Genomic DNA, 19,108 nt, shown 5'->3' on the forward strand with positions numbered 1-19,108 from the left:
GCAGCTGGAGAAGGCGTCACGGGTGCTCGCGCGGGCGGCGAAGGTGCTGTTCGAGGAGCTGGAGCTGGTCGAGGAGCAGGAGGTGGACCTGGACGTGGCCGCGCTGTGGGCGGCGGTGGAGGAGGTCGCCCCGCGCGCCGCCGTGATGACCGCGGCGGCCACGGTGGTCTCGCTGGTGCCCGAGGACGAGAACTCGGCGGAGGTCGCCATGCGGGCCGCGCTGGCGAACCGGTACGCCACGGTGCGCCCGTTCCTCGCGTTGCTGGGCGAGTCGAAGGCGCTGGACGCGGCGAGCGCGGACAAGCGGGTCCTGGCCGGGGTCCGCGCTCTGCCGGCGCTGGCGCGGCGGAAGACGGGGGTAAAGCCGCTGTTGCCGCGCGATGTGCGCGACCGCGTCGCGCGGCAGTTCCAGCCGCATCTTCGGGAACCGACCGCGCCAGAGCAGGAACTTCATCTGCACCGCGAAGCCGAGCCGGGTGGCGCCGGTCTTGTTGCGCAGCCAGCCGGTCTCCTCGCTGTTCAGCGTGAAGTGGTCGACGACCTCGTCCAAGCCCAGATCCCGCGCCATCCCGCCCCTTCACCGTCAGCCCGTCACCGGACCGTTCGCCATCACTCGGTCGGTCTAACGAAACGACGGCCTGGGGGCAACGGCGGCAGGCCGCCCGGCGCGGACCGCCGCAGGTGAGACCGGTGACGCACCTCGTGACTGTCCTGTCGGGACCGTCCGGCGACGGCGAACGGCGGTCCCTGGCGCGTGATCCGCGCGGTGACCCCGAGCGCCGCGGCCCGCCGTTCCTCGTACCGCCGCCGCGCCTGAACGGCACGCACCTCGGCAGCGGCGCGCTCCTCCGGCGACGGGGTTAGGTACGCCGTGGCCGGAGCGGATGATCGACCCGGAAACGCCCGCCGCTCGACCTGGGCGCGACACACTGGGCGGCATGAGCAGATATGCGGAGGTCATCGTCCTTGCCCGGCACGCCGAAGCCGTGATGGAGCCGCTGACCCGCCCCGATCCGGAGCGGGAGTGGTACCAGTGCTTCACCCGCGTCGACGACTCCGTCTTCGAGGGCACAGGCTCCGGCTCGGCGGAGTGCTACGCCTGGGTCATCCAGTTCATCCGGCACAACTGGCGCGGGCTGCTGCCCCAGCTGGAGTCCTTGCCGTGGCCCGACCCGCACTCCGTGCAGGTCCTGGTCCGCGACGAGGAAGACGACTGCTTCGGTCTGTGGATGCTGTACGACGGCAAGCTCACGGAGGTCCCCCTCCCCTGCACCTCCCGACGCCACGACCCGGGCATCAGCGTGACGGGGACGCTGAGCAGAACCGACCGGGAGTGAGGGACGTCTTCTATCGTGTCCACGACACAAAATGGATGGGGAGTACTCATGGCGTTATCGCGGCGGTTCTCACTGGTCATATGCCTTCTCGTGACCCTGCTGGGCCTGGCCGCGAGTCCCGGCGCAACGGCCACCACCCCACCCCCGTATACGAAGTGAGGCCCGCCGCTGACGGCCCGCACCATCGACGGCGCGGACTTCATCATCGACGCCAACGGCGTTCCCCATCGTCTCGCCTCGGCCGGCGACAACGACTACGCGGACGCCGCCCATGCCCAGATGACGCGGCAGCTCCAGCAGTCGGGGCTGGCTTACAACCCGAAGACGAGGACCGGCGTCCAGTTCGTCTTCCAATCGGATGCCAGCCCCCTGGTCCCCAAGGGCCCCATCGGCGAGGGCGGTGCACTCTCCGGCACCACCGCCGACATGCTCAAGCTCTCCTGGAGCAACGGAAAGCTGATCAGCGTGGACGTGGTCGACGCGACCGGTACATCCAGTACGGGATCGGCCGCCGAGGACCTCGGAAAGATATCCAACACGATCCGGAACAAACTCCCGGCTGGCCGGAAAACCCAGGCCGACAATGTGGTGTTCGTCGGAAAAACCCGGGAACAGGCCGAGGCCCTGTCCAGGCAATTCCAGGGAAACCCGAACGTCCGTATCCTCCACCCCTCCTCAGCCTGGATCCACGGCCTGATTTCGAGTGATCTTCTTTTGGTCCAATTCCTCTGCGAGGACAGCTTCCACTGTTCGGATGGGCTTTTGAGGGCGCGACGGGGCCGCCACGCGCGGGTCGCGGCTTGTCCACAGTTCATAGGCTTGGGGACGGGGTGTGCGCTCGGGGCACGGGTGAGCGGTGAGGTCGTCCAGGGGGCGGTGACCGGGGTTGGGGCGGGTCAGGCCGCGCGTGCCGATGGTGGGTGGTGGGTAGCGTCGAAGGCGTTCATCCTCGCGTGCTGCCAGGGCCAGTGTTCGGGCAGGTGGACATCGATATGGCCGCGGCCGTGGCGGGCGATCCGGGCGGGGACGTCGATCAGGTGGCGGCGCAGCGCCGCGCCGCGCGCCTTGGCGTGGAACGCCGAGGCCAAAGTGCCGGTGGCGCGTAGCAGGTTGTGCGCGATGGCTGCCAGGGTCAGCCACACGGCGTTGGCGGTGAAGACTCCAGAGGGCAAATGCGCGAGCGGGCCATCAATCAGGTCGGCGTTGACCTGATCGATGATCGCGTGGTCGCGGTGCTGTTGTTCGGCCTGGATCAGGATGAACGGGTTGTCGGTGAAGATCGCGTGATACCGGTAGGTGGCGAACAGTTCGTCTTGGCCCTGGGCGGCTTGGGGGTTCAGGCGTTTGACCCGGCGCACAAGCAGCCGGGCGGTCACCTTCCGGTTCTTCCTGGAGGTGAAGGCGGTGTAGGTGATCTCGGCGATCTCGGCGTCCGACACCCACCGGCCGGCCTGCTCGTCGAAGAGCGCGTTGGGGTAGTCGATGGGAACCCAGGCGGCCTCGGGGATGGTCGCGATCGCCGCTTTGATCTTCGGGTCCATCTTCGCGGTGAACGAGAAGTACACGTTGTTGTCGCGGCAGGCGGCGACCGCGCCCGCGGTGTAGAACGCCGAGTCGCCGCGCGCGACCAGGATCCCGCTCGCTCCGGTGGCGCCCGCGTATTGGCCTCAGCGGCGGGGAAGCGCGCCCAGTACCGCTCGCTGCGCCGCCTGGCGACGCTGCCGGAGGAAACGGCGGTGTGGCCCACCCGCGGCGCCGGATCGTTCTGCTCCGCTCCGCCCGGTGCTGAGCGCATCTCCACGATCGGCCGGGAGAAGGCCACCAACCCGCTGCTGCAGGCACCCGATGAGGATGCCTTCGTCCAGCGGCTGATCTCCAGCCTGGGCAGCTTCCCGCCCTACTTCCTGCGCCTGGGCGAGGTCAACCGGCTTGGCCCCGCCCTGCTCGGCGATCCGCGTCTGGAGCCGCTCGGCGCCGCCCGGGTGCGGGCGCTGCTGGCCGAAGGGGCGGCCCTGGTCGATGTGCGGCCCGCCCGCGACTTCGCCGCCGCCCACATCCCCGGCGCGATCTCGATCCCGCTGCGCGCGCAGTTCGCCTCCTGGCTCGGCTGGCTGCTGGAGGCGGCCACGCCCTACGTCATCGTCCGCAACCCCGACCAGGACGCCGCCGAGATTCTCTGGCAGGCGGCCAAGATCGGGTATGAGGCCGTCGCGGGTGAGCTGGCCGAGCCCTGGGACGGACCGCTGGCGAGCATCCCCCGCCGCCCTCGGCCTGGGATTGTCCACGCTGATCGTGCGCGAGACCCGCGCCTGGAGGCCGCGAGCCATCCCGTCACGACGCACCACGCCGAGCTGTCCACTCCCCCGCACCACCGCACCACCCGCACGGCGGCCTACCGCCCCCATGAGGCGGTTCATCCGGTCGTAGTGATCGATGATCTTGTCGAACCTCACTGGGCCTCCTGGCCCGTGAACGACAGCGATTCATGCGACGGCAACGTCGGCACTCCGCGCTTTCTCAGCGGCTCTGCGGCGCGCCCAGTAGGCGAACACTGCGGCCCCCAGCAACGGACCCCACACCGGGCACGGGAACAACAGGACGAACAGGACGCCGTCCACCCACGAGCCCATCTGGACGGCCCCGGCCAGCACACCGGGAGCCGAGACGCACAGCGCCACCGCGCCGAACGCGCCCGGCCCGACGGCCAGCATCACCGGGACGGGCCGCCCGCCCAACCGGGGCACCCATCGCGGCACGACCTCGCCCCAGCGGCTGATCAGGCCGAGCGTCAGCACGACGGCCAGGACCGCGCTCGCGCCGATCAGGAACCCCTGCATCCGGGTGGCCGCGTCGCCGCCTCCCGCGGCGATCAGCGTGATGTGGCCGGTCCGCGAGTCGAAGCCGCCGAGCGGCCACGGCGTCACCCACGTCAGCCGCACCAGCCCGTACGGCGCGGGACAGAGGGCGGCCGCGATCGTGACGGCCCTCCCCCACCGCGGGACCGTCACCCCGCGCTCACGCGCGAACGATCCGTAGGCGAGCCACGCCCACCCGACCATGGCGATCGCCATCGCCCACGACCAGGCGATCCGCCCGCCGTACGCGCCGAAGCCGGACGCCACATTGACCAGATAGCGAGAGACCGCGTCGGTCAAGGTCAGCGACGCGATCAGCCCGGCCGGGAGCAGCACCGCCAGCGCGTACGCGACGGGCCGCCGCCCTATGCACCCCACCGCCACCAAGGCGGCGACCCCCAGCAGGACAGCCGGTATCAGCGCATACCCGACAGACGCCAGCACGGACGCATCCGACATCACCAGCAGGAAGAAGGCGCTCTCAGCGACAGCGACCGCGCCGACGGCTCTCAGCCGGGACCGGACGCCGAGCGCCGCCAGCACCCCCAGCACGCCCAGCACGCCCGAGGCCACCATCAGCCCCACGCCCGGCCCGCGCTCGATCCAGTGGTTGACGCCCACCGTGACCTTGGCAGCCGCGCCGTACGGGTAACTGCCGGGGACGAACCACCACAAGGCCGCCACCGCCAGCGTCGCCACGGAGATCGTCCATGCCGTCAGACGGCGCATGCTCTCTTCCCTCAATTCCGAATCCACCTGCCGAGTCTGACCACCGGCCGGACCTGGCGGATCCCCCACCTGGGGGATCTGTCCGGTCGCCGGTGCGCCGCCGGTAGTGGTGCACCATGACGACGGCCAGCAGCGGCTCCCGGAGGGGCCAGCGGCGCGTAGGTGGCGTAGAAGACGGCGCTCTGCCAGCCGTTCACGATCAGCCCGCCGGGCTCACCGGTGATCTTCATCCCGAGCATCGACATGACCAGCGCGTACGGGAAGACCAGCAGCAGCGCCGCGCCGATCCCGGCGGGCACGACGGCCGCCAGGACGGGGACCCTGCGGCCGCGCAGCACCGGCACCCAGCGCGGCCACACCTCGCCCCACTCGGCGACCAGCCCCACCCTCAGGAACGCCCCCGCCTCGCTGACCACGCTGAGCCCGATGACGTACCACCACTGGGCGTCGAACATGACGGGGGCGTGGCTGCCGGGAGGCGGCGTGCCGTGCTCGACCAGCGGCACCCTGAAGTTCATCGCCGCGATCCGCCAGATCCCGGACGGCAGGGCGGTCAGCGCGGTCGCGTACGCCGTCCATACGGCCCAGCGCGGCAGGCCGGCCGCCGTCCTGCCGTGCAGTCTCGTCATGATGGTCGTGGGGGCGGTCGCGCTGTTCATGGCGGTGAGGCTCACCGCCCGGCGGCGGGCGAACATCCCCCGGGTGGGGGAAGGGGCGGCCCGGCGTCGCTGGCTATCATCGCCGCGTGAGCGGATATATCGGACGTGCCGTACGGGCGGTCCTCTACCAGGTGCTGGGCGCGGCGCTGCTGACCCCGGTCGCCGTGGTGCTCGGCCTGCTGGTCCTGGGCGAGCCGGCGCCGGCGCGCGTCCTGGTGCTGTGGGCGGCGTGCCTGCCCGCCTCGGTGCTGCTCGCCCTGGCGCCGCTGGTGCGGCGCATCGAGATCGCCGCGCTGGCCGAACTGCTCGGCGTGCGGGTCTCCGGCCGGGCCGACCGGCTCTACCTGGTGGCGCTGACGAGTTTGCACCTGTACGGCGGCGCGACGCTGGGCGCGGGCGTGCTCATGCTGTCACCGGGGCTGGTCCGGCTGGGCGATCTGACGTTGTGGCGCGACAGTCCCGCCGTCCAGGCCGAACCGCTAGCCGCCGTGCTCGCGCTGGCGGCCGCCATGGTCGCGGCCGGGTTCGGGCAGCGATGGGCGGCGCGCCGCCTCCTCCGCGCCGAACCGTCCCGCATGCTGGAGGAGCTCGGCCACCGCCAGTCCCTCGCGCTGGAGTTGCACGACGCGGTCGGGCACGCGCTCAGCGTCGTCCTGGTGCAGGGCATGGCCGCGCAGGCCGTGCTCCAGCGCCCCGCCCTCCGTCCCGAGGACGCCACGCGCTCGCTGGAGCACCTGCTCGACACCGCCCGCGCCGCCCAGGAGGACCTCGACGTGCTGCTCGACGTCCACGTGAACGCCGCCTCCCTCGACCGCATCCCCGAGGCCACCTCCCGCACCGCCTACGCCATCGCCCGTGAGGCGCTCACCAACGCCCTGCGCCACGGATCTGGTCCCGTCACGCTGGACCTCGACGTGGCCGGCGAGCTGGTGCTGACGGTGGAGAACGCCACCACGGACGTCCCCGCGCCTGCGGCCGGGCACCGGCGCGGCCTGACGGGCATGCGCATGCGAGCCCGCCTGGCCGGTGGGACGTGCACGCTGCAGCAGGCGGGCGCGACCTGGCGTGTCCAGGCGAGGTTGCCGCTGTGATCCGCCTCGTCCTGGCCGACGACGAACCGCTGATCCGCGAGGGATGGGCCGCCATGCTCTCCCTGGCCGACGACCTCACGATCGTCGGCCAGGCCGCCGACGGCAGGGAAGCCGTGGAGGCGGGCGCGGGCGCCGACGTCGTGCTGATGGACATCCGCATGCCCCGCATGGACGGCCTCGCCGCAACCGTCGAACTGACCCGCAGCTCCCCAGCCACCCGCGTCATCGTCGTCACCACCTTCGAGAACGACCAGCTGGTGTGGGCCGCCCTGCGTGCCGGAGCCGCCGGGTACGTGCTCAAACGCGCCCCGGCCGGCGAGCTGGTGGAAGCCGTCCGGCTGGTGCACTCCCGCCGCGCGGTGCTCTTCCCCGACGCGCTGCGCCGCATCGCCTCCCCACGCCACGGCAGCGCCCGGCCGCACCGCCCGGTCACGCTGACGCCCCGCGAACTCGAGGTGCTGCGGCACATCACGCTCGGACAGGCCAACCCGGAGATCGCCACGGCCCTGCACGTGTCCCGCGAGACGATCAAGACCCACGTGACCAACGTCCTGGACAAACTCGGCGCCCGCGACCGCACCCACGCCGCCGTCCTGGCCTACGAACTCGGCCTGATCCTCCACGGAATCGACCCCGGCTGAACCCGGACCTGCCAGGGTGACCGCTGAACTTCAGGTCGCGATCCTGACCCGCATGACGAACAGTGCCTGATTCAACATGAACCAGCAGTTCCCCCGGGTGAGGAGATCTTCCGCAGCGCACGTTCGCGCGCTGGGCCTACAGCATGAGGGGCGCACCTGCGCCAGTGCTCCGTCGGGACAGGGGGTTCGCCGCTCGTGACACCGCGCCCCCAGGTTCTCCGCGCCCACCTGCAGGTCCGACTTGGCCAGCCTGTTCTCGATCGTCCCCGCGGACTTCTCCTCGGCCAGCGCCAGCTTGTCGATCGAGGTTTTCACCGCCGAGGCCGACGCCTCCACCGCGGGTTTGACCAGCCACGCCAACCGGGTCATCCCCAACCCGACATCGAGTACCAGCAGCCGGTCCAGGTCCGACCTCATCTGTTCGGTCAGCAGATGCCCGACCAGCTGCGTGGTCAGCTCGCTCGCCCCGGCTCGGGCCGTCCCGACCATCTTCGCCAAAATGATCGCCCCAGGACGGATCACCTTCGACGCGATCAAATACTCGCGAGCCAGGTTGAACAGCAACGTCGGCGAATCATGCTCCATCGCCCGGTCCAGCAGGAACTGCTCCAGCTCTTTCATCGCCATGCCGCCGGCCGGAGCGCTCTTCCAGCTCAGATAACTCGCCGCCAGCCGCAGATGATCCGACCGCGTGTGCGACCGCTGCCCGTATCCCTCCAGGTCCGCGGGATCCAGCTGCAGCTGCTCCGCCAGCCGGGCCACCGCCACCGGCGGGGCCGACACCACGTCATCCGGTACGAACCCCAGCCACTGCAACGTCGAGAGCTGAACAGCGAGACCGAGCCGGTCGGTCGGCCCCCGGCCACGGCCCGGGTCGACGAACGCCAGGTCAGAAGGCGCCAGCGTGAAGTACCGGATCAGATCGTCGCGGCCGATGTCCGGGAACGACCGCAACTGCTCCAACTGATCCTCGGAGAACATCTTCTCGGACATCGCCCCACACCCTCGTGCACGTACCCGGTCAAACGGTACGAACCGTAGCGGCGAAGATCAGCCCCTGTACGCCAAACCTGAATCAGTGCAGGTCAGCGATATCCGACCAAAATTTCTTCAGTACTACCGGGACCCCACCTGGAACCGCAACCGCGCCGCCATCACCTGGTGATCCCGCCGCTGGCGGCCGAGGACATCCCCACCGAGGCCAAGGCGCTGCGCGAAGAGCTGTCGGGAATGCTGCCATTCGTGCCGATCGCGTCGCTGCTGATCGAGCTGGACGCCCGCACCGGCTTCCTGGCGTGTTTCACCCATGCCGGGGGGCGCAAATCCACCCAGTCGATGGAGCTGAAGCGCAACATCCTGGCGGTGCTGATCGCCGGGGCCACCAACCTCGGGCTGACTCGCATGTCGGAGGCGTGCGGGGTCTCCTACGACACCCTCTCCTGGACGCAGGAGTGGTACGTGCGCGAGGAGACGCTGCGGGAGGCCAACACCGTGCTCGTCAACCACCACTACACGCTGGAGCTGGCAGGGAAGTTCGGTGGCGGCACGATGTCATCCTCGGACGGGCAGCGGTTTCCTGTGCGCGGCAAGTCCCTGACCGGCCGCGACATGGTCATCCATGGCGGCCGGGTGCTGTCGACCTACACCCACGTCTCCGACCAGTGGTCCACCTACGGGACCAAGCAGATCGTGCCGACCCACCGCGAGGGCCACTACACCCTGGACGAACTGCTGGGCAACACCACCGACCTGCCGATCCGAGAGCACGCCACCGACACCCACGGCGCCACCCTGGTCAATTTCAGGCTGTTCGACCTGGTCGGCAAGGCCCTCACTCCCCGGATTCGCGACCTGGGAAAGATCACGCTGGTGCGGGACGACTCCCCGGTCGTCACCAACGCCCGCTACCCGCACGCCGGGCCGCTGCTGGCCGACCGGTGGAACGAGAACCTGGTCGCCGAATGCTGGTCAGACCTGCTGCGGATGGCCGGATCGCTCATGTTCGGAGAGACGACCGCCTCGCTGATCGTTGGAAAGTGGTCGGCAGCCTCCCGGCAGAACACCCTCGCCGCGGCGCTGAAGGAGTGGGGGCGGATGCGCCGGACCATCCACACCGCCCGCTACCTGTCCGACCCGGTCTACCGGCGCAAAATCTCCCGGCAGCTCAACAAGGGTGAATCCCTCCATGCCCTGCGGCGCGACCTTCACTACCCTCAGCAGGGCACCATCGTCCGCCCCCACCTGGCCGACCAGACCGAGCAGGCCTGGTGCCTGTCCCTGCTCACCAACGCCGTCATCACCTGGACCACCGAGTACTACGGCATGGCCATCGGCGAACTCCGCGGCCAGGGCCGCGAGGTCCCCGACGAACTGCTGTCCTTCATCGCACCCGGCCACCGCGAGAACATCAACTTCTTCGGCTTCATCACCGTCGACGTCGAAGCCGAACTCGCCAAGCTCATCGGCGGCTGGCGGCCGCTACGCCCGACCACCGTCCACGAGTCCGGCATCTCGTTCATGCTCCACCCATAGCCGCAGGCCCCGCACCCTGTGGCATTCAGGGGCGAGGGCCTGAGCCGCGCGGCTCCTACGGGTGCCACCGGAATACGGCAGAAACGGGCCGCCGTACCCGAGTCGAGGTCAGTCAGCCTCGACGGTGGGGATCGCGGCGTTCTTGCCAGCGGGTGAGGGCATCGGGCGAGACGCGGGTGTAGCGGGCCAGGCTGGCGACGGAGGCGTGGCCGGAGTAGGCCAGGAGGGTGCCGGTGTTGGCACCGTTCTCGGCGGCGTGGGTGAGTGCGGAATGACGCAGGTCGTGCAGAGTCCACCCAGGTGCGGCGGCGAGGTCTGCCGGTTCTGTGATGTCGGGGTGGGCCAGCGGTTTGGTCAGCATGTTGAAGATCTCTTCGGCGCGTCGGTAGGACAGCCGGGCCCGGCCGGTGACCGGGTCCAGGTCGCCTGCGGCGAGAGGGACTCGGGCGCGCCGCTCGGTGAGGAACAGCGGCCCCTTACTGCGGCCAGCAAGCAATTTGGGCAGGAGGCGGGCGGTGCGGGTCTGCCAGACGATGATGTCGACTGCGCTGCCCTTGCGGGTGACCCTGGCGCGTCGGTTGCGCCGGTCCAGGTCTTCGATGTCCAGGCTGAGTACCTCGCTGGCACGAGCGGCCGTCTCGTACAGCATCGTCCAGAGCGTCCTTTCCCGGAGCAGCGCCTCCAGGTCAAGCAACGCTTCGATGTCGGCGACCGCCAGTGCACGAGTCCGATCAGGGGCGCGGCCCCGCCATCGTAGCCGCCGGGTCAGATCGACCGCCAACCAGCCCTGATCCATCCAGAAGGTCACCGCGGAGCGGAGCGCATCCAGGTGCCGGTTAAAGGTCGCGGCTGCCGGCCACTCCACTGGTGGGTAAACCAGGTGGTGAGTTGGTCGACATTCTCTTCGTCGTCGAGTTCAGAGAGGAGGACATGGGTGCCCGGCGGGGCGAACTCAGCGGTCAGGGCGCGGAGAGTGGAGCGGTAGGCACGCTGGGTGTTGCGTTGCTCAGTGCCGGACGAGTGGCCAGGTAAGCGGCCACCGCGGCGGGCAACGGAGGTGATCCACCGCGATCGGGGCGATGTAGTTCGCCCACGATCCGCCCCCCTTCACGCCGCTATCGCAGATAAGCATGCCGAGTTGACCCCGGTTCGGGGAGCTGTTCGCCCTGCTCGATTCTGGCAGAATCGCAGATAATAATCAGTTACACGCGATTAGCCATTGCTGTGGCGGGGGTGCTCATGGCTGTGGAGCGCACGGTCAGCCCCGTTGGCGCTGAGAACGATCACGGCGGAGGTGGATGTGCACGGGTCCGGCCCGGATTACTCGATCCGGGCCGGACTACGGTGGGCCTGCCGGTCAGTTCGCCATGTTGGCGAACTGACCCGGCCGGTAGGAGCCCCCCGGATTGCGGACGATCACGTTGAGCCGGTTGTTGGCGTTGATCATGGCGATCAGGGAGACCAGCGCGGCGATCTGGTCGTCGTCGTAGTGCTCGCGTACCTTCGCCCAGGTCTCATCGGATACGCCGGGGTGGGCGTCGGCGATGCGAGTGCCCTCCTCGGTCAGTGCCAGGGCGGCCCGCTCGGCGTCGGTGAACACCGTGGACTCGCGCCAGGCGGCCACCAGGTGGAGCCGGACGGAGTCCTCGCCGGCGGCGGTGGCGTCCTTGGTGTGGTAGTCCACGCAGAATCCGCAGCCGTTGATCTGGCTGGCGCGCAGCATCACCAGGTCCTGAGTGGCCTGCGGCAGCGACGACTGGACAATGGCCAGGGCGACGTTGTAGATCCGCTTGGCGATCTTAGCGCCGAGTGGATTGGCCATCAGGTCGAAACGGGGTTCCATCACTTCGTCCTTTACTCGTGGAATGGTGTACCCCACGCGAATAGTTCGCGCGGGCGTCTAAAGAGAGCTCAGCGGCTTACCGTGGTCTCCCGCTCGACGCGCGACAGCTTCTCGGGATTGCGTACGGCATACAGCCCCGTGATGAGGCCGTCGTCAACGCGCACCGCGATGACGGTGTCGATCTCGCCGTCGATGCGGAGAACCAGAGCCGGATGGCCGTTGATCTGTGCCAGTTGCAGTGCCGCGGCGCCGTACCGGGCCAGCCCGGCGGCCAGGGGGGCGACGTGGCCGGCGCCCACGATGGGTGACAGGGCAGCTTGTACGGCTCCGCCGCCGTCGCCAAGGAAGACGACGTCGGGTGCAAGGATGGTGAGCAGGCCCTGCAGGTCGCCCGTTTCGGCTGCCCGTTGGAAGGCTTCGAGCGCGTTGCGGATCTCGGCCTGGGAGACGCCTGCGCGCGGTCGGCGTGCGGCGACGTGGGACCGTGCCCGGTGGGCGATCTGGCGGACCGCGGCCTGGCTCTTGTCCACGGCTTCGGCGATCTCGTCGTAGTCCAGGGCGAACACCTCGCGCAGCACGAACACCGCCCGCTCGGTTGGCGTGAGGGTCTCGAGCACCAGCAGCATCGCCATTGAGACGCTGTCGGCCAGCTCGATGTCCTCGGCCACGTCGGGTGAGGTCAGCAGTGGCTCGGGCAACCACGGCCCGATGTAGGACTCCCTGCGCCGGCCGAGCGTACGCAACCGCATCAGCGCCTGACGTGTCACCATCCGGACCAGGTAGGCACGTTGATCCTGCACGGCGTCGAGATCGACGCTCACCCATTTCAGCCAGGTCTCCTGCAGGACGTCCTCAGCGTCAGCGGCCGAGCCGAGCATCTCGTAGGCCACGGTGAACAGCAGGTTCCGGTAGGCGACGAATCCCTCGGTGGCCGAGTCCATTCGGTCGATGTACTCACTCATGGTCGGCTCCTGTGTTACTGAGGTCGGACGTTATGGTTGCGGGAGAACAGGTTGCCGGGGTCGTAACGGCGCTTGACCGCCGCAAGCCGCCGGTAGGTCCGCGGTGGGTAGATCGCGGCCACGTCTTCCTGAGTGGCGGAGGCGAGGAAGTTGGCGTAGGCCCCGTTGACACGGGGTGCGAGCCTCGCCCAGATCGCCTCCAGGGCCGGACGGGCGGCCTGGACGAGCGGCTCCGGCCCCGCGGTGGTGGTCACGAACATCAGCTCCGCCTGGCGGTGGGCGTAAGCGGTGGCATCGCTCGGGACCCGGGAGACCGCGCCGCCCACGCTGCGGACGGCGATGAACGGTGATCCCTGTGATGCCCCGACCTCGGCGAGCATCCCAAGGACCTCGCGCACCGATCCAGCCTCGACGAACGCGCTGCGGGTGAGCAGTTGGATGCCGGGCGGCGCGGCCTGGCCGTCGACGAGGATGTCCGCGTAGGGCCGGAGCGTGACGCTGTCGCTCACTACCGTGCCCAGAGCGCGGATCGGGTCGATGGCCTTCGCGGCCAACTCGGGATCATCGCCGTCGAAGGCGACCTGGATCTCCATCGGCGCGTCGGGGCCTCCCGCGAAGGGGTTGGCAAAGCTCACGATGGAGGTCAGCTCTTCTGGAGCGGTTCGCAGGTAGGCCGCCCAGCCCTGGAGCACTCCGGCCAGTTCCGCGGCCGGGAAGGTGATCATGCCGTAGAAGGCGTCGGTCGTCGGGTGCGCCGCCAGCTCGAAGGCGGTCACGACGCCGAAGTTGCCGCCGCCCCCGCGAAGCGCCCAGAACAACTCCGAGTTTTCCTCTGCGCTGGCACGCAGCATCTCACCGGTGGCGGTGACGACCTCGGCGGCGACCATGTTGTCCAGGGCCAGGCCGTATTTCCTGACCTTCCAGCCGATGCCGCCGCTCAACGTCAGCCCGCCGACACCGACGCTCCTGGTGTCGCCCGAGGAGATCGCCAGGCCCTGCGGGGCCAGGGCGTCGGCGACCTGACCCCACGTGGCGCCGCCGCCGATCCGCACGACGTGACGTTCCTTGTCGATGACCACGACGTTCGTAAACTTGCCGAGGTCAATCACGACGCCATCGTCGTTGGTGCTGAAACCCGCGAAGGCGTGACCGCCGCCACGCACCGACAGCACCAGATCTGCGTCGGTGGCGAACCGGACACCGGCTTGGACGTCCGCGACGCTCGTAGGCCGAAGCACGTAGGCCGGGCTACCGGAGACCAGCATCGAGCGACTGGCCCCGTCATAGTCGGCCGTGCCGGGCTCGATGATGTCGCCGCCGAAGTCCCTGCGCAGGGTTGCCAATGGTGCATTCATGAAGTTCCTTCCGCACACCGACCTTGTTACCGATCGAGCAGAAGATGCCGGCGACCCGGCCCTTGTGACACCGCATCCACGTGACCTACGCCACAAACCCGTAGTTGGGCAGGACAAGGGCAGAGTGGGCGGCACTTCCCCCGGCGGCGGAGGGCAGCGCCGTCTGGCTGCGGAGTATGGAGTTGCGTGCTTCGAGGTGCTGGCTGGTGCGTGGAGCGACCACGCCGCCGCCCTCCGTGGCCAGGCCCTGGTTCCGCTCCACAAAGTCCCGCACGACCTTCTCGTACGCCGCGAAGGCGGTGGCGTGGTCGTCGTGGGCGGCCAGTTCGCCGGCCAGCACGTAGGCGCCTACCAGTGACACGCTCGACCCCTGGCCTGACATGAACGACGTGGCGTAGGCGGCGTCGCCGACGAGCGCGACACGGCCGGTGGACCAGACGGGCATGTGGATCTGGCTGACGACGTCGAAGAACAGGTCGTCGGCCGCGCGCATCGCCGCCACCATCCGGGGGATCTCCCACAGCGTGTCGGGGAACGTCGCGGCCACCAGGTCGCGCTGCGCTTGCGGGGTGCGGAAGGCCGTGAAGGGCGGCTCGTCCCGCGCGAAGATCAGAAAGCCGTGCATCGGCTCGCCGGGAGCGTGCGCGTACAGGGCGGCGGCCCTGCCCGGAACGTTCCACGATATCCCCTCGTGTTCAAGACCGAGCTCGTTGGGCATGGTGAAGCCGGCGAAGCAGAAGCCGAGATAGTGGTGGTAGCGCTCTTCGGGGCCGAAGGCCAGGCCGCGGGTGTTGGAATGCAGCCCATCGGCACCGATCACCAGGTCGAACGTGCGCCGGATGCCGCTGTCGAAGGTGACTTCCATGTGGCCTTCGCGGTCGTCGAGGGCGGCGATGGAGTCGTTGAACAGAAACTCGACCTTGTCGCTGACCAGGTCGTAGAGGCAGTCGGCCAGATCGCCTCTACGTACTTCGAGGTCAAGACCCTCAGTGCCGCCGGTGAAGGCCTCCGGGCGCAGGCTGGTGAGGACGGCACCTTCGGGGGTGAGGAAGGTGATCTGGCGGGTGTCCACGTGGAGCTGCCGGAGCCGCGGCAGTAGGCCCATGCGTTCGACGACGTCGCGGGCGGTGCCGCGGATGTCGATGGCGTACCCTCCCCCGCGCAGGTGGGCGGCCTTCTCCACGACGGTGACCTCGAAGCCGTACCGGTCCAGCCAGTAGGCGAGGGACGGGCCGGCGATGCTGGCGCCGGAGATGAGGATCTTGCGGTGGGCGGGTCGGTTCATCAGGAGTCCTTCCTGGTCAACATGCAGCAGCCAATAGATGCATGCTTTAGGTATCCTTATGGAGGGTGCGGTGCGGCACTGAGCACCGGCATGGACCACCATATAGATACATGCTTTATGTATGCAATTGGAGATTCGATGAACACCGGACCCCAGGATCCCGCTGGGGGGACTGACGATCAGGTGCTGGCCGTCATGCCCCGCCTCGCGCAGCTGGGCAACGCCATCAGCCGCGGCCGCCTGACCGAGCACGCCATGAAGGCCGCCCAGGTCGAGGTGGATCGGCCGGCCTTCTCCGTCCTGGTCTCCGTACACATGGTCGGCAAACCGCTGCGGATCAGCGAGATCGCCGAGCAGACGCAGCTTGTGCAACCGCACGTCACGCGACAGGTCCAGCAACTGGAGCGCCACGGCCTGATACGCCGCATCGGCGATCCGAACGATCGCCGGGTCAGCTTCATCGAGCCGACCGATGAGGGCAAGGCGGCCGCCGACCGTTACGCGCGCACGCTCATCAGCTGGTTCACCGGCGCCATTGCCCACTGGTCCGACCCAGACCGCGCAGACCTCGGTCGCCTGTTGGCCCGCTTCGCCGACGACGTCACGGCCCACCTGACCACCCTTGAGGAAAGGTGAGCCGACCCACGCCGCTCAGGCGAGATGTCGATCTACTGCGAAACGCCGTTGCGGGTCATCCTGGCCGTCGGCGACCCGACGGCGGAGCCCGCAGCCGGCGGCACCCGGATCTTCCACGAGAAGATCTCCACCCGCGCGATGAGGCGCCCCGAACTCGACAGGGCGGTCGCCCTCGCCCGCGAGGTGCGGGCCTCCGGCGTCGCGGTCACCACGTGGCGATCCGCCGCGACGCCGGCAACATCATTGAGACCGGCACCGGGTCCTACCGGCCGGCCCAGACCCAGGCCCGCGCCAACGAATCCGCCACCGTGAAGAAAGCCGCTTGCTGATCATTTTGCTCCGTCCTCGGCAAAACGTACTGCCGGGCTGGGCGCCAGGCCTTCGGGCGATGTCCTACCTACAGGTCATCGCTTCCGGGGCGCAGAACTTGATCTCGGGGTAGCGTGCCGACGGCTTGTCCAGCAGGGGTTGGGGTTTCTTGAGTAGGTGCAGGTCGAAGAAGGCCGCGACGTACTTGCGGGTGATCTCCGTGGCGCGGACGCCAGGGATGTCGGCGCCGTCGTCGATGCCGAATTGATCGGTCAGCACGCCGAGATCGGTGAAGGAGGTGTGCTCCGCCCCAGTCATCAAGAGCCAGCGCTTCTACCCTTTCAGCTGCTTCCAGTCACGCTCCCAGGTGGCGGCGGCTTCCCCGCTTCCAGGGGTGTACGAGGAGGGCTTGCCCAGGAACAGGAACGGCCGAGACAGCCGTCTGCTCGGGATCGGGGCGTCTGTCGTGCCGTCCAGGTCGATGCCGGCGCGCACTCGGGAGTCGTTGACCATGGTCGGGATGGTGCTCGCTCCTCCGGCGGAGTGGCCGGCCATCGCGATCCTGGACGGATCGATCAGGCGGGTGCCCTTCCATTTCGGGTGCGAGCCGGTCAGCTGGTCGAGCACGAAGGAGACGTCGGCAGCCCGGCCCTTCGCCAGCTTCTCCCACCAAGCGGGGTTCTTGTTGATCTCGCACGTGACACAGGTGGTGACTCGTCCGTCGGGAAAGGTGGTGGCGACGTTCTCGTACGTGTGGTCGATCGATATCGCGGAAGCGGATCCGGGCTCCTGCGAGGGGCCGGAGCTCGCAATCTCAGAAGTCACACCTGGGAGTCTACTTCCGAGATTATGTCGATCTCGGAAGTGCTGCGCGTTGGAGGAGACAGGTGGCGCAGCGGTGCGCGGGCATTGACGGACGGTCGTTTGATCACTTCGACGGTGACACCAGGCCCGCCTCGTAAGCGAGGATGACAAGCTGGACCCGGTCACGTGCGTCGAGCTTACTCAGCAGCCGGCCCACGTACGCCTTGACGGTGGCGACGCTGATGACCAGTTCGGCGGCTATTTCCGTATTGGTCAGGCCTCGCGCGATCAGGCTGAGGACCTCCCGTTCGCGCTCCGTGACGCCCTCCAGCTCCCGCGGTGCGGGATCGAGAGAGGGGCGGTCGACGAACGCCTCGATCAGCCGCCGGGTGACGCCCGGCGCGATCAGGGCATCGCCGGCGGCCACAACCTGGATCGCGGTGAGGATGTCGTCCAGGGCCATGTCCTTGACGAGAAATCCGGACGCGCCCGCGCGGAGCGCGCCGTAAACGTAGTCGTCCTCGTCGAACGTGGTCAAGACGATGATATGGGCCCGGCTGGGGCCTTTGGCGATCAGCCGGGTGGCCTCGATGCCATCCATGACAGGCATGCGAATGTCCATCACCACGACATCGGGATCCAGTTCCTCGGCCAGCTGGACGGCGTGGAGTCCGGTCGCGGCCTCTCCGACGAGTTCGAAGTCCGAAGCGTCGGCGATGACCATCTGCAGGGCGGCGCGGATCAGTGGCTGGTCGTCGGCCAGGACGACGCGGACGGTCATTGCGCTCCCATGGTCAGGGGCAGGCGGGCCGTGACCCGGAAGCCACCCTCGGAGCACGGTTCAGCGGAGAAGCTTCCCTGCAGCATGCTGACTCGCTCACGCATCCCGACCAGGCCATAGCCGCCCTCTGCCGTGCGGTGGAGGCCGCGTCCCCCGTCGAGGACCTCGACGGCCAGCTCGTCATCTCGATACTCGATCGACACCCGGCACCGGTTCGTGCCGGCGTGGCGCACCACATTGGTGATTGCCTCTTGGATGATGCGATAGGCAGAGAGGTCAATCTCTGGCGGCAGCGGGCATCGTTCGCCCAGCCGGCGCACCTCGACGTGGACACCGGCGTCCGTCGTCGTGGCCACGAGCAGGTCGAGGTCCGACAGGCCAGGTGCTGGATCGAGCGGCCGGCTCTGTTCACTGTGACGCATGACGCCGAGCATGCGACGCAATCCCGACAGCGTCTCCCGCCCGACCGTCTCGATGTCTCCGAGCGCCTGGCCCGCCCGACGCGGCTGGGTGTCGATGACCCGCCGGGCGGCGCCGGCCTGCAGGGCGATGACGCCGATGCTGTGGGCGACCGTGTCGTGCAGCTCCCGCGAGATGCGCAGGCGTTCGTCGGCGACGGCCTGGGCCGTGGCCGTAGCGACCAGCGTCTCGGCGTGCTCGCGCGCCTGGCGTACCGAGTGGCCGACCAACCAGGCGATGACCGCCGTCATGGCCACGGCCAGCTCCGCCGAGGTGCCGGCGGGCCAGCCGAACAGCAGCCGGGTGGTCAGATAGCCGATGAGCATGCTGAGCGCGCCGAGCAGGGCGATGATCCCGGTCCGGCGCGCGCGGTCGGCCGCGATGAAGTACAGCGCGACGTCGACCGCCAGAAACTGCGCCAAGGGGATCTCGGCCACACCCAGCGGCACACACGCGAGGACCGCAGCGGCGAGTAACAACCCCAGCGCCGGCAGCGGCCGTCGGCGCAGCAAGACACCGGCGACGTGCGCCAGCGCGGTGGCCACCGCCAGGCATGCCAATCCATCCCATCGATAGAAGTACGACCCGGCCAGCTTGGCGGGCCCGGACTCGCCAGGAAGCCTGATCCGCACGAGGAAGGTGAACACCAGGCCCCCCCACCAGGCAAGGATCGTCCATACGCCGGGCGGAACCCGCTTCAGCGGCGGCAAGGGCGGTGTCATGTGCATGCCCGAAATCGTAACGGCGCTTCCGAAACCCGGCATCGGACCACGGGTGTACGACCATGGGCTACCGGCACCACCGTGAGTGTCGACGGCGGTCCGATGTGG

Annotated in this window: 21 protein-coding genes and 1 pseudogene; 7 read left to right on the forward strand and 15 right to left on the reverse strand. The window is 68.9% G+C overall.

What is annotated here, in order from left to right; translation table 11 throughout:
* Nucleotides 1–16 precede the first annotated feature (16 nt).
* Complete coding sequence (locus tag OHA77_RS41025; protein ID WP_406314968.1) at nucleotides 17–568, reverse strand: DUF4158 domain-containing protein; 552 nt, start codon at nucleotides 566–568, stop codon at nucleotides 17–19.
* Nucleotides 569–690: 122 nt separating this feature from the next.
* Between OHA77_RS41025 and OHA77_RS41030 the strand changes: the two genes are divergently transcribed.
* On the forward strand, nucleotides 691–864 hold the full coding sequence (locus tag OHA77_RS41030; protein ID WP_406314970.1) for a hypothetical protein: 174 nt from the start codon (nucleotides 691–693) through the stop codon (nucleotides 862–864).
* A gap of 74 nt (nucleotides 865–938) precedes the next feature.
* Nucleotides 939–1,337: a hypothetical protein gene (locus OHA77_RS41035; RefSeq protein WP_406314971.1), complete on the forward strand. Its 399-nt coding sequence runs from the start codon at nucleotides 939–941 to the stop codon at nucleotides 1,335–1,337.
* An 896-nt stretch (nucleotides 1,338–2,233) separates the two neighbouring features.
* Here OHA77_RS41035 and OHA77_RS41040 read toward each other — a convergent pair.
* Nucleotides 2,234–2,878, reverse strand: a complete 645-nt coding sequence (locus tag OHA77_RS41040; protein WP_406314973.1) for a hypothetical protein — start codon at nucleotides 2,876–2,878, stop codon at nucleotides 2,234–2,236.
* Between the two features lie 480 nt (nucleotides 2,879–3,358).
* Here OHA77_RS41040 and OHA77_RS41045 point away from each other — a divergent pair.
* Nucleotides 3,359–3,487 (forward strand): annotated as a pseudogene (locus tag OHA77_RS41045) (ArsR family transcriptional regulator); the annotation flags it as partial.
* A 333-nt stretch (nucleotides 3,488–3,820) separates the two neighbouring features.
* Here OHA77_RS41045 and OHA77_RS41050 read toward each other — a convergent pair.
* Both OHA77_RS41050 and OHA77_RS41055 read right to left on the reverse strand, forming a co-directional pair.
* Complete coding sequence (locus OHA77_RS41050) at nucleotides 3,821–4,921, reverse strand: hypothetical protein (RefSeq protein WP_406314975.1); 1,101 nt, start codon at nucleotides 4,919–4,921, stop codon at nucleotides 3,821–3,823.
* 11 nt (nucleotides 4,922–4,932) lie between these two features.
* Entirely contained in the window at nucleotides 4,933–5,580 is a 648-nt protein-coding gene (locus tag OHA77_RS41055; RefSeq protein WP_406314976.1) for a hypothetical protein, read from the reverse strand.
* A gap of 86 nt (nucleotides 5,581–5,666) precedes the next feature.
* On the opposite strand from OHA77_RS41055, the gene OHA77_RS41060 reads away from it, so the two are divergent.
* Nucleotides 5,667–6,671, forward strand: a complete 1,005-nt coding sequence (locus tag OHA77_RS41060; protein WP_406314977.1) for a sensor histidine kinase — start codon at nucleotides 5,667–5,669, stop codon at nucleotides 6,669–6,671.
* Nucleotides 6,668–7,312, forward strand: coding sequence for a response regulator (locus OHA77_RS41065; protein WP_406314979.1), 645 nt, complete (start codon nucleotides 6,668–6,670; stop codon nucleotides 7,310–7,312). The genes OHA77_RS41060 and OHA77_RS41065 overlap by 4 nt, the downstream gene beginning before the upstream one ends.
* 30 nt (nucleotides 7,313–7,342) lie before the next feature.
* Here the strand turns inward: OHA77_RS41065 and OHA77_RS41070 are convergent, their stop codons facing one another.
* Entirely contained in the window at nucleotides 7,343–8,305 is a 963-nt protein-coding gene (locus OHA77_RS41070; protein WP_406314981.1) for a DUF4158 domain-containing protein, read from the reverse strand.
* A 168-nt stretch (nucleotides 8,306–8,473) separates the two neighbouring features.
* Here OHA77_RS41070 and OHA77_RS41075 point away from each other — a divergent pair, with 168 nt between their 5' ends.
* Nucleotides 8,474–9,844: a transposase gene (locus OHA77_RS41075; RefSeq protein ID WP_406314982.1), complete on the forward strand. Its 1,371-nt coding sequence runs from the start codon at nucleotides 8,474–8,476 to the stop codon at nucleotides 9,842–9,844.
* A gap of 112 nt (nucleotides 9,845–9,956) precedes the next feature.
* On the opposite strand, the gene OHA77_RS41080 is transcribed toward OHA77_RS41075, so the two are convergent.
* The 5 genes from OHA77_RS41080 to OHA77_RS41100 form a co-directional block, all read right to left on the reverse strand.
* Nucleotides 9,957–10,625 carry a tyrosine-type recombinase/integrase gene (locus OHA77_RS41080; protein WP_406314983.1) on the reverse strand — a complete coding sequence of 223 codons (669 nt, stop codon included), beginning with the start codon at nucleotides 10,623–10,625 and terminating at the stop codon, nucleotides 9,957–9,959.
* Nucleotides 10,626–11,201: 576 nt separating this feature from the next.
* On the reverse strand, nucleotides 11,202–11,687 hold the full coding sequence (locus tag OHA77_RS41085) for a carboxymuconolactone decarboxylase family protein (protein WP_406314984.1): 486 nt from the start codon (nucleotides 11,685–11,687) through the stop codon (nucleotides 11,202–11,204).
* Nucleotides 11,688–11,755: 68 nt separating this feature from the next.
* Nucleotides 11,756–12,649: an RNA polymerase sigma-70 factor gene (locus OHA77_RS41090; RefSeq protein ID WP_326822975.1), complete on the reverse strand. Its 894-nt coding sequence runs from the start codon at nucleotides 12,647–12,649 to the stop codon at nucleotides 11,756–11,758.
* A 14-nt stretch (nucleotides 12,650–12,663) separates the two neighbouring features.
* Nucleotides 12,664–14,004, reverse strand: a complete 1,341-nt coding sequence (locus tag OHA77_RS41095; RefSeq protein ID WP_406314985.1) for an FAD-binding oxidoreductase — start codon at nucleotides 14,002–14,004, stop codon at nucleotides 12,664–12,666.
* An 85-nt stretch (nucleotides 14,005–14,089) separates the two neighbouring features.
* Nucleotides 14,090–15,289: a hypothetical protein gene (locus tag OHA77_RS41100; protein WP_406314987.1), complete on the reverse strand. Its 1,200-nt coding sequence runs from the start codon at nucleotides 15,287–15,289 to the stop codon at nucleotides 14,090–14,092.
* A gap of 138 nt (nucleotides 15,290–15,427) precedes the next feature.
* On the opposite strand from OHA77_RS41100, the gene OHA77_RS41105 reads away from it, so the two are divergent.
* On the forward strand, nucleotides 15,428–15,925 hold the full coding sequence (locus OHA77_RS41105) for a MarR family transcriptional regulator (protein WP_326822978.1): 498 nt from the start codon (nucleotides 15,428–15,430) through the stop codon (nucleotides 15,923–15,925).
* Between the two features lie 32 nt (nucleotides 15,926–15,957).
* Here the strand turns inward: OHA77_RS41105 and OHA77_RS41110 are convergent, their stop codons facing one another.
* The 5 genes from OHA77_RS41110 to OHA77_RS41130 all read right to left on the reverse strand — a co-directional run bounded on the left by OHA77_RS41110 (nucleotide 15,958) and on the right by OHA77_RS41130 (nucleotide 19,006).
* Entirely contained in the window at nucleotides 15,958–16,137 is a 180-nt protein-coding gene (locus OHA77_RS41110; protein ID WP_406314989.1) for a hypothetical protein, read from the reverse strand.
* Nucleotides 16,138–16,318: 181 nt separating this feature from the next.
* The gene (locus OHA77_RS41115) at nucleotides 16,319–16,552 is read right to left on the reverse strand and encodes a hypothetical protein (RefSeq protein ID WP_406314991.1); all 234 of its coding nucleotides are present in this window, start codon (nucleotides 16,550–16,552) and stop codon (nucleotides 16,319–16,321) included.
* A gap of 15 nt (nucleotides 16,553–16,567) precedes the next feature.
* A complete protein-coding gene (locus OHA77_RS41120) occupies nucleotides 16,568–17,059 on the reverse strand; it encodes a hypothetical protein (RefSeq protein WP_406314993.1) in 492 nt (163 codons plus the stop codon).
* A 103-nt stretch (nucleotides 17,060–17,162) separates the two neighbouring features.
* Nucleotides 17,163–17,819: a response regulator gene (locus OHA77_RS41125; RefSeq protein WP_406314994.1), complete on the reverse strand. Its 657-nt coding sequence runs from the start codon at nucleotides 17,817–17,819 to the stop codon at nucleotides 17,163–17,165.
* A complete protein-coding gene (locus OHA77_RS41130) occupies nucleotides 17,816–19,006 on the reverse strand; it encodes a sensor histidine kinase (protein ID WP_406314996.1) in 1,191 nt (396 codons plus the stop codon). Before OHA77_RS41130 ends, OHA77_RS41125 begins: the two co-directional genes overlap by 4 nt.
* Nucleotides 19,007–19,108: the final 102 nt, after the last annotated feature.

Source organism: Streptosporangium sp. NBC_01639 (assembly GCF_045209755.1).
Taxonomy (GTDB): domain Bacteria; phylum Actinomycetota; class Actinomycetes; order Streptosporangiales; family Streptosporangiaceae; genus Streptosporangium.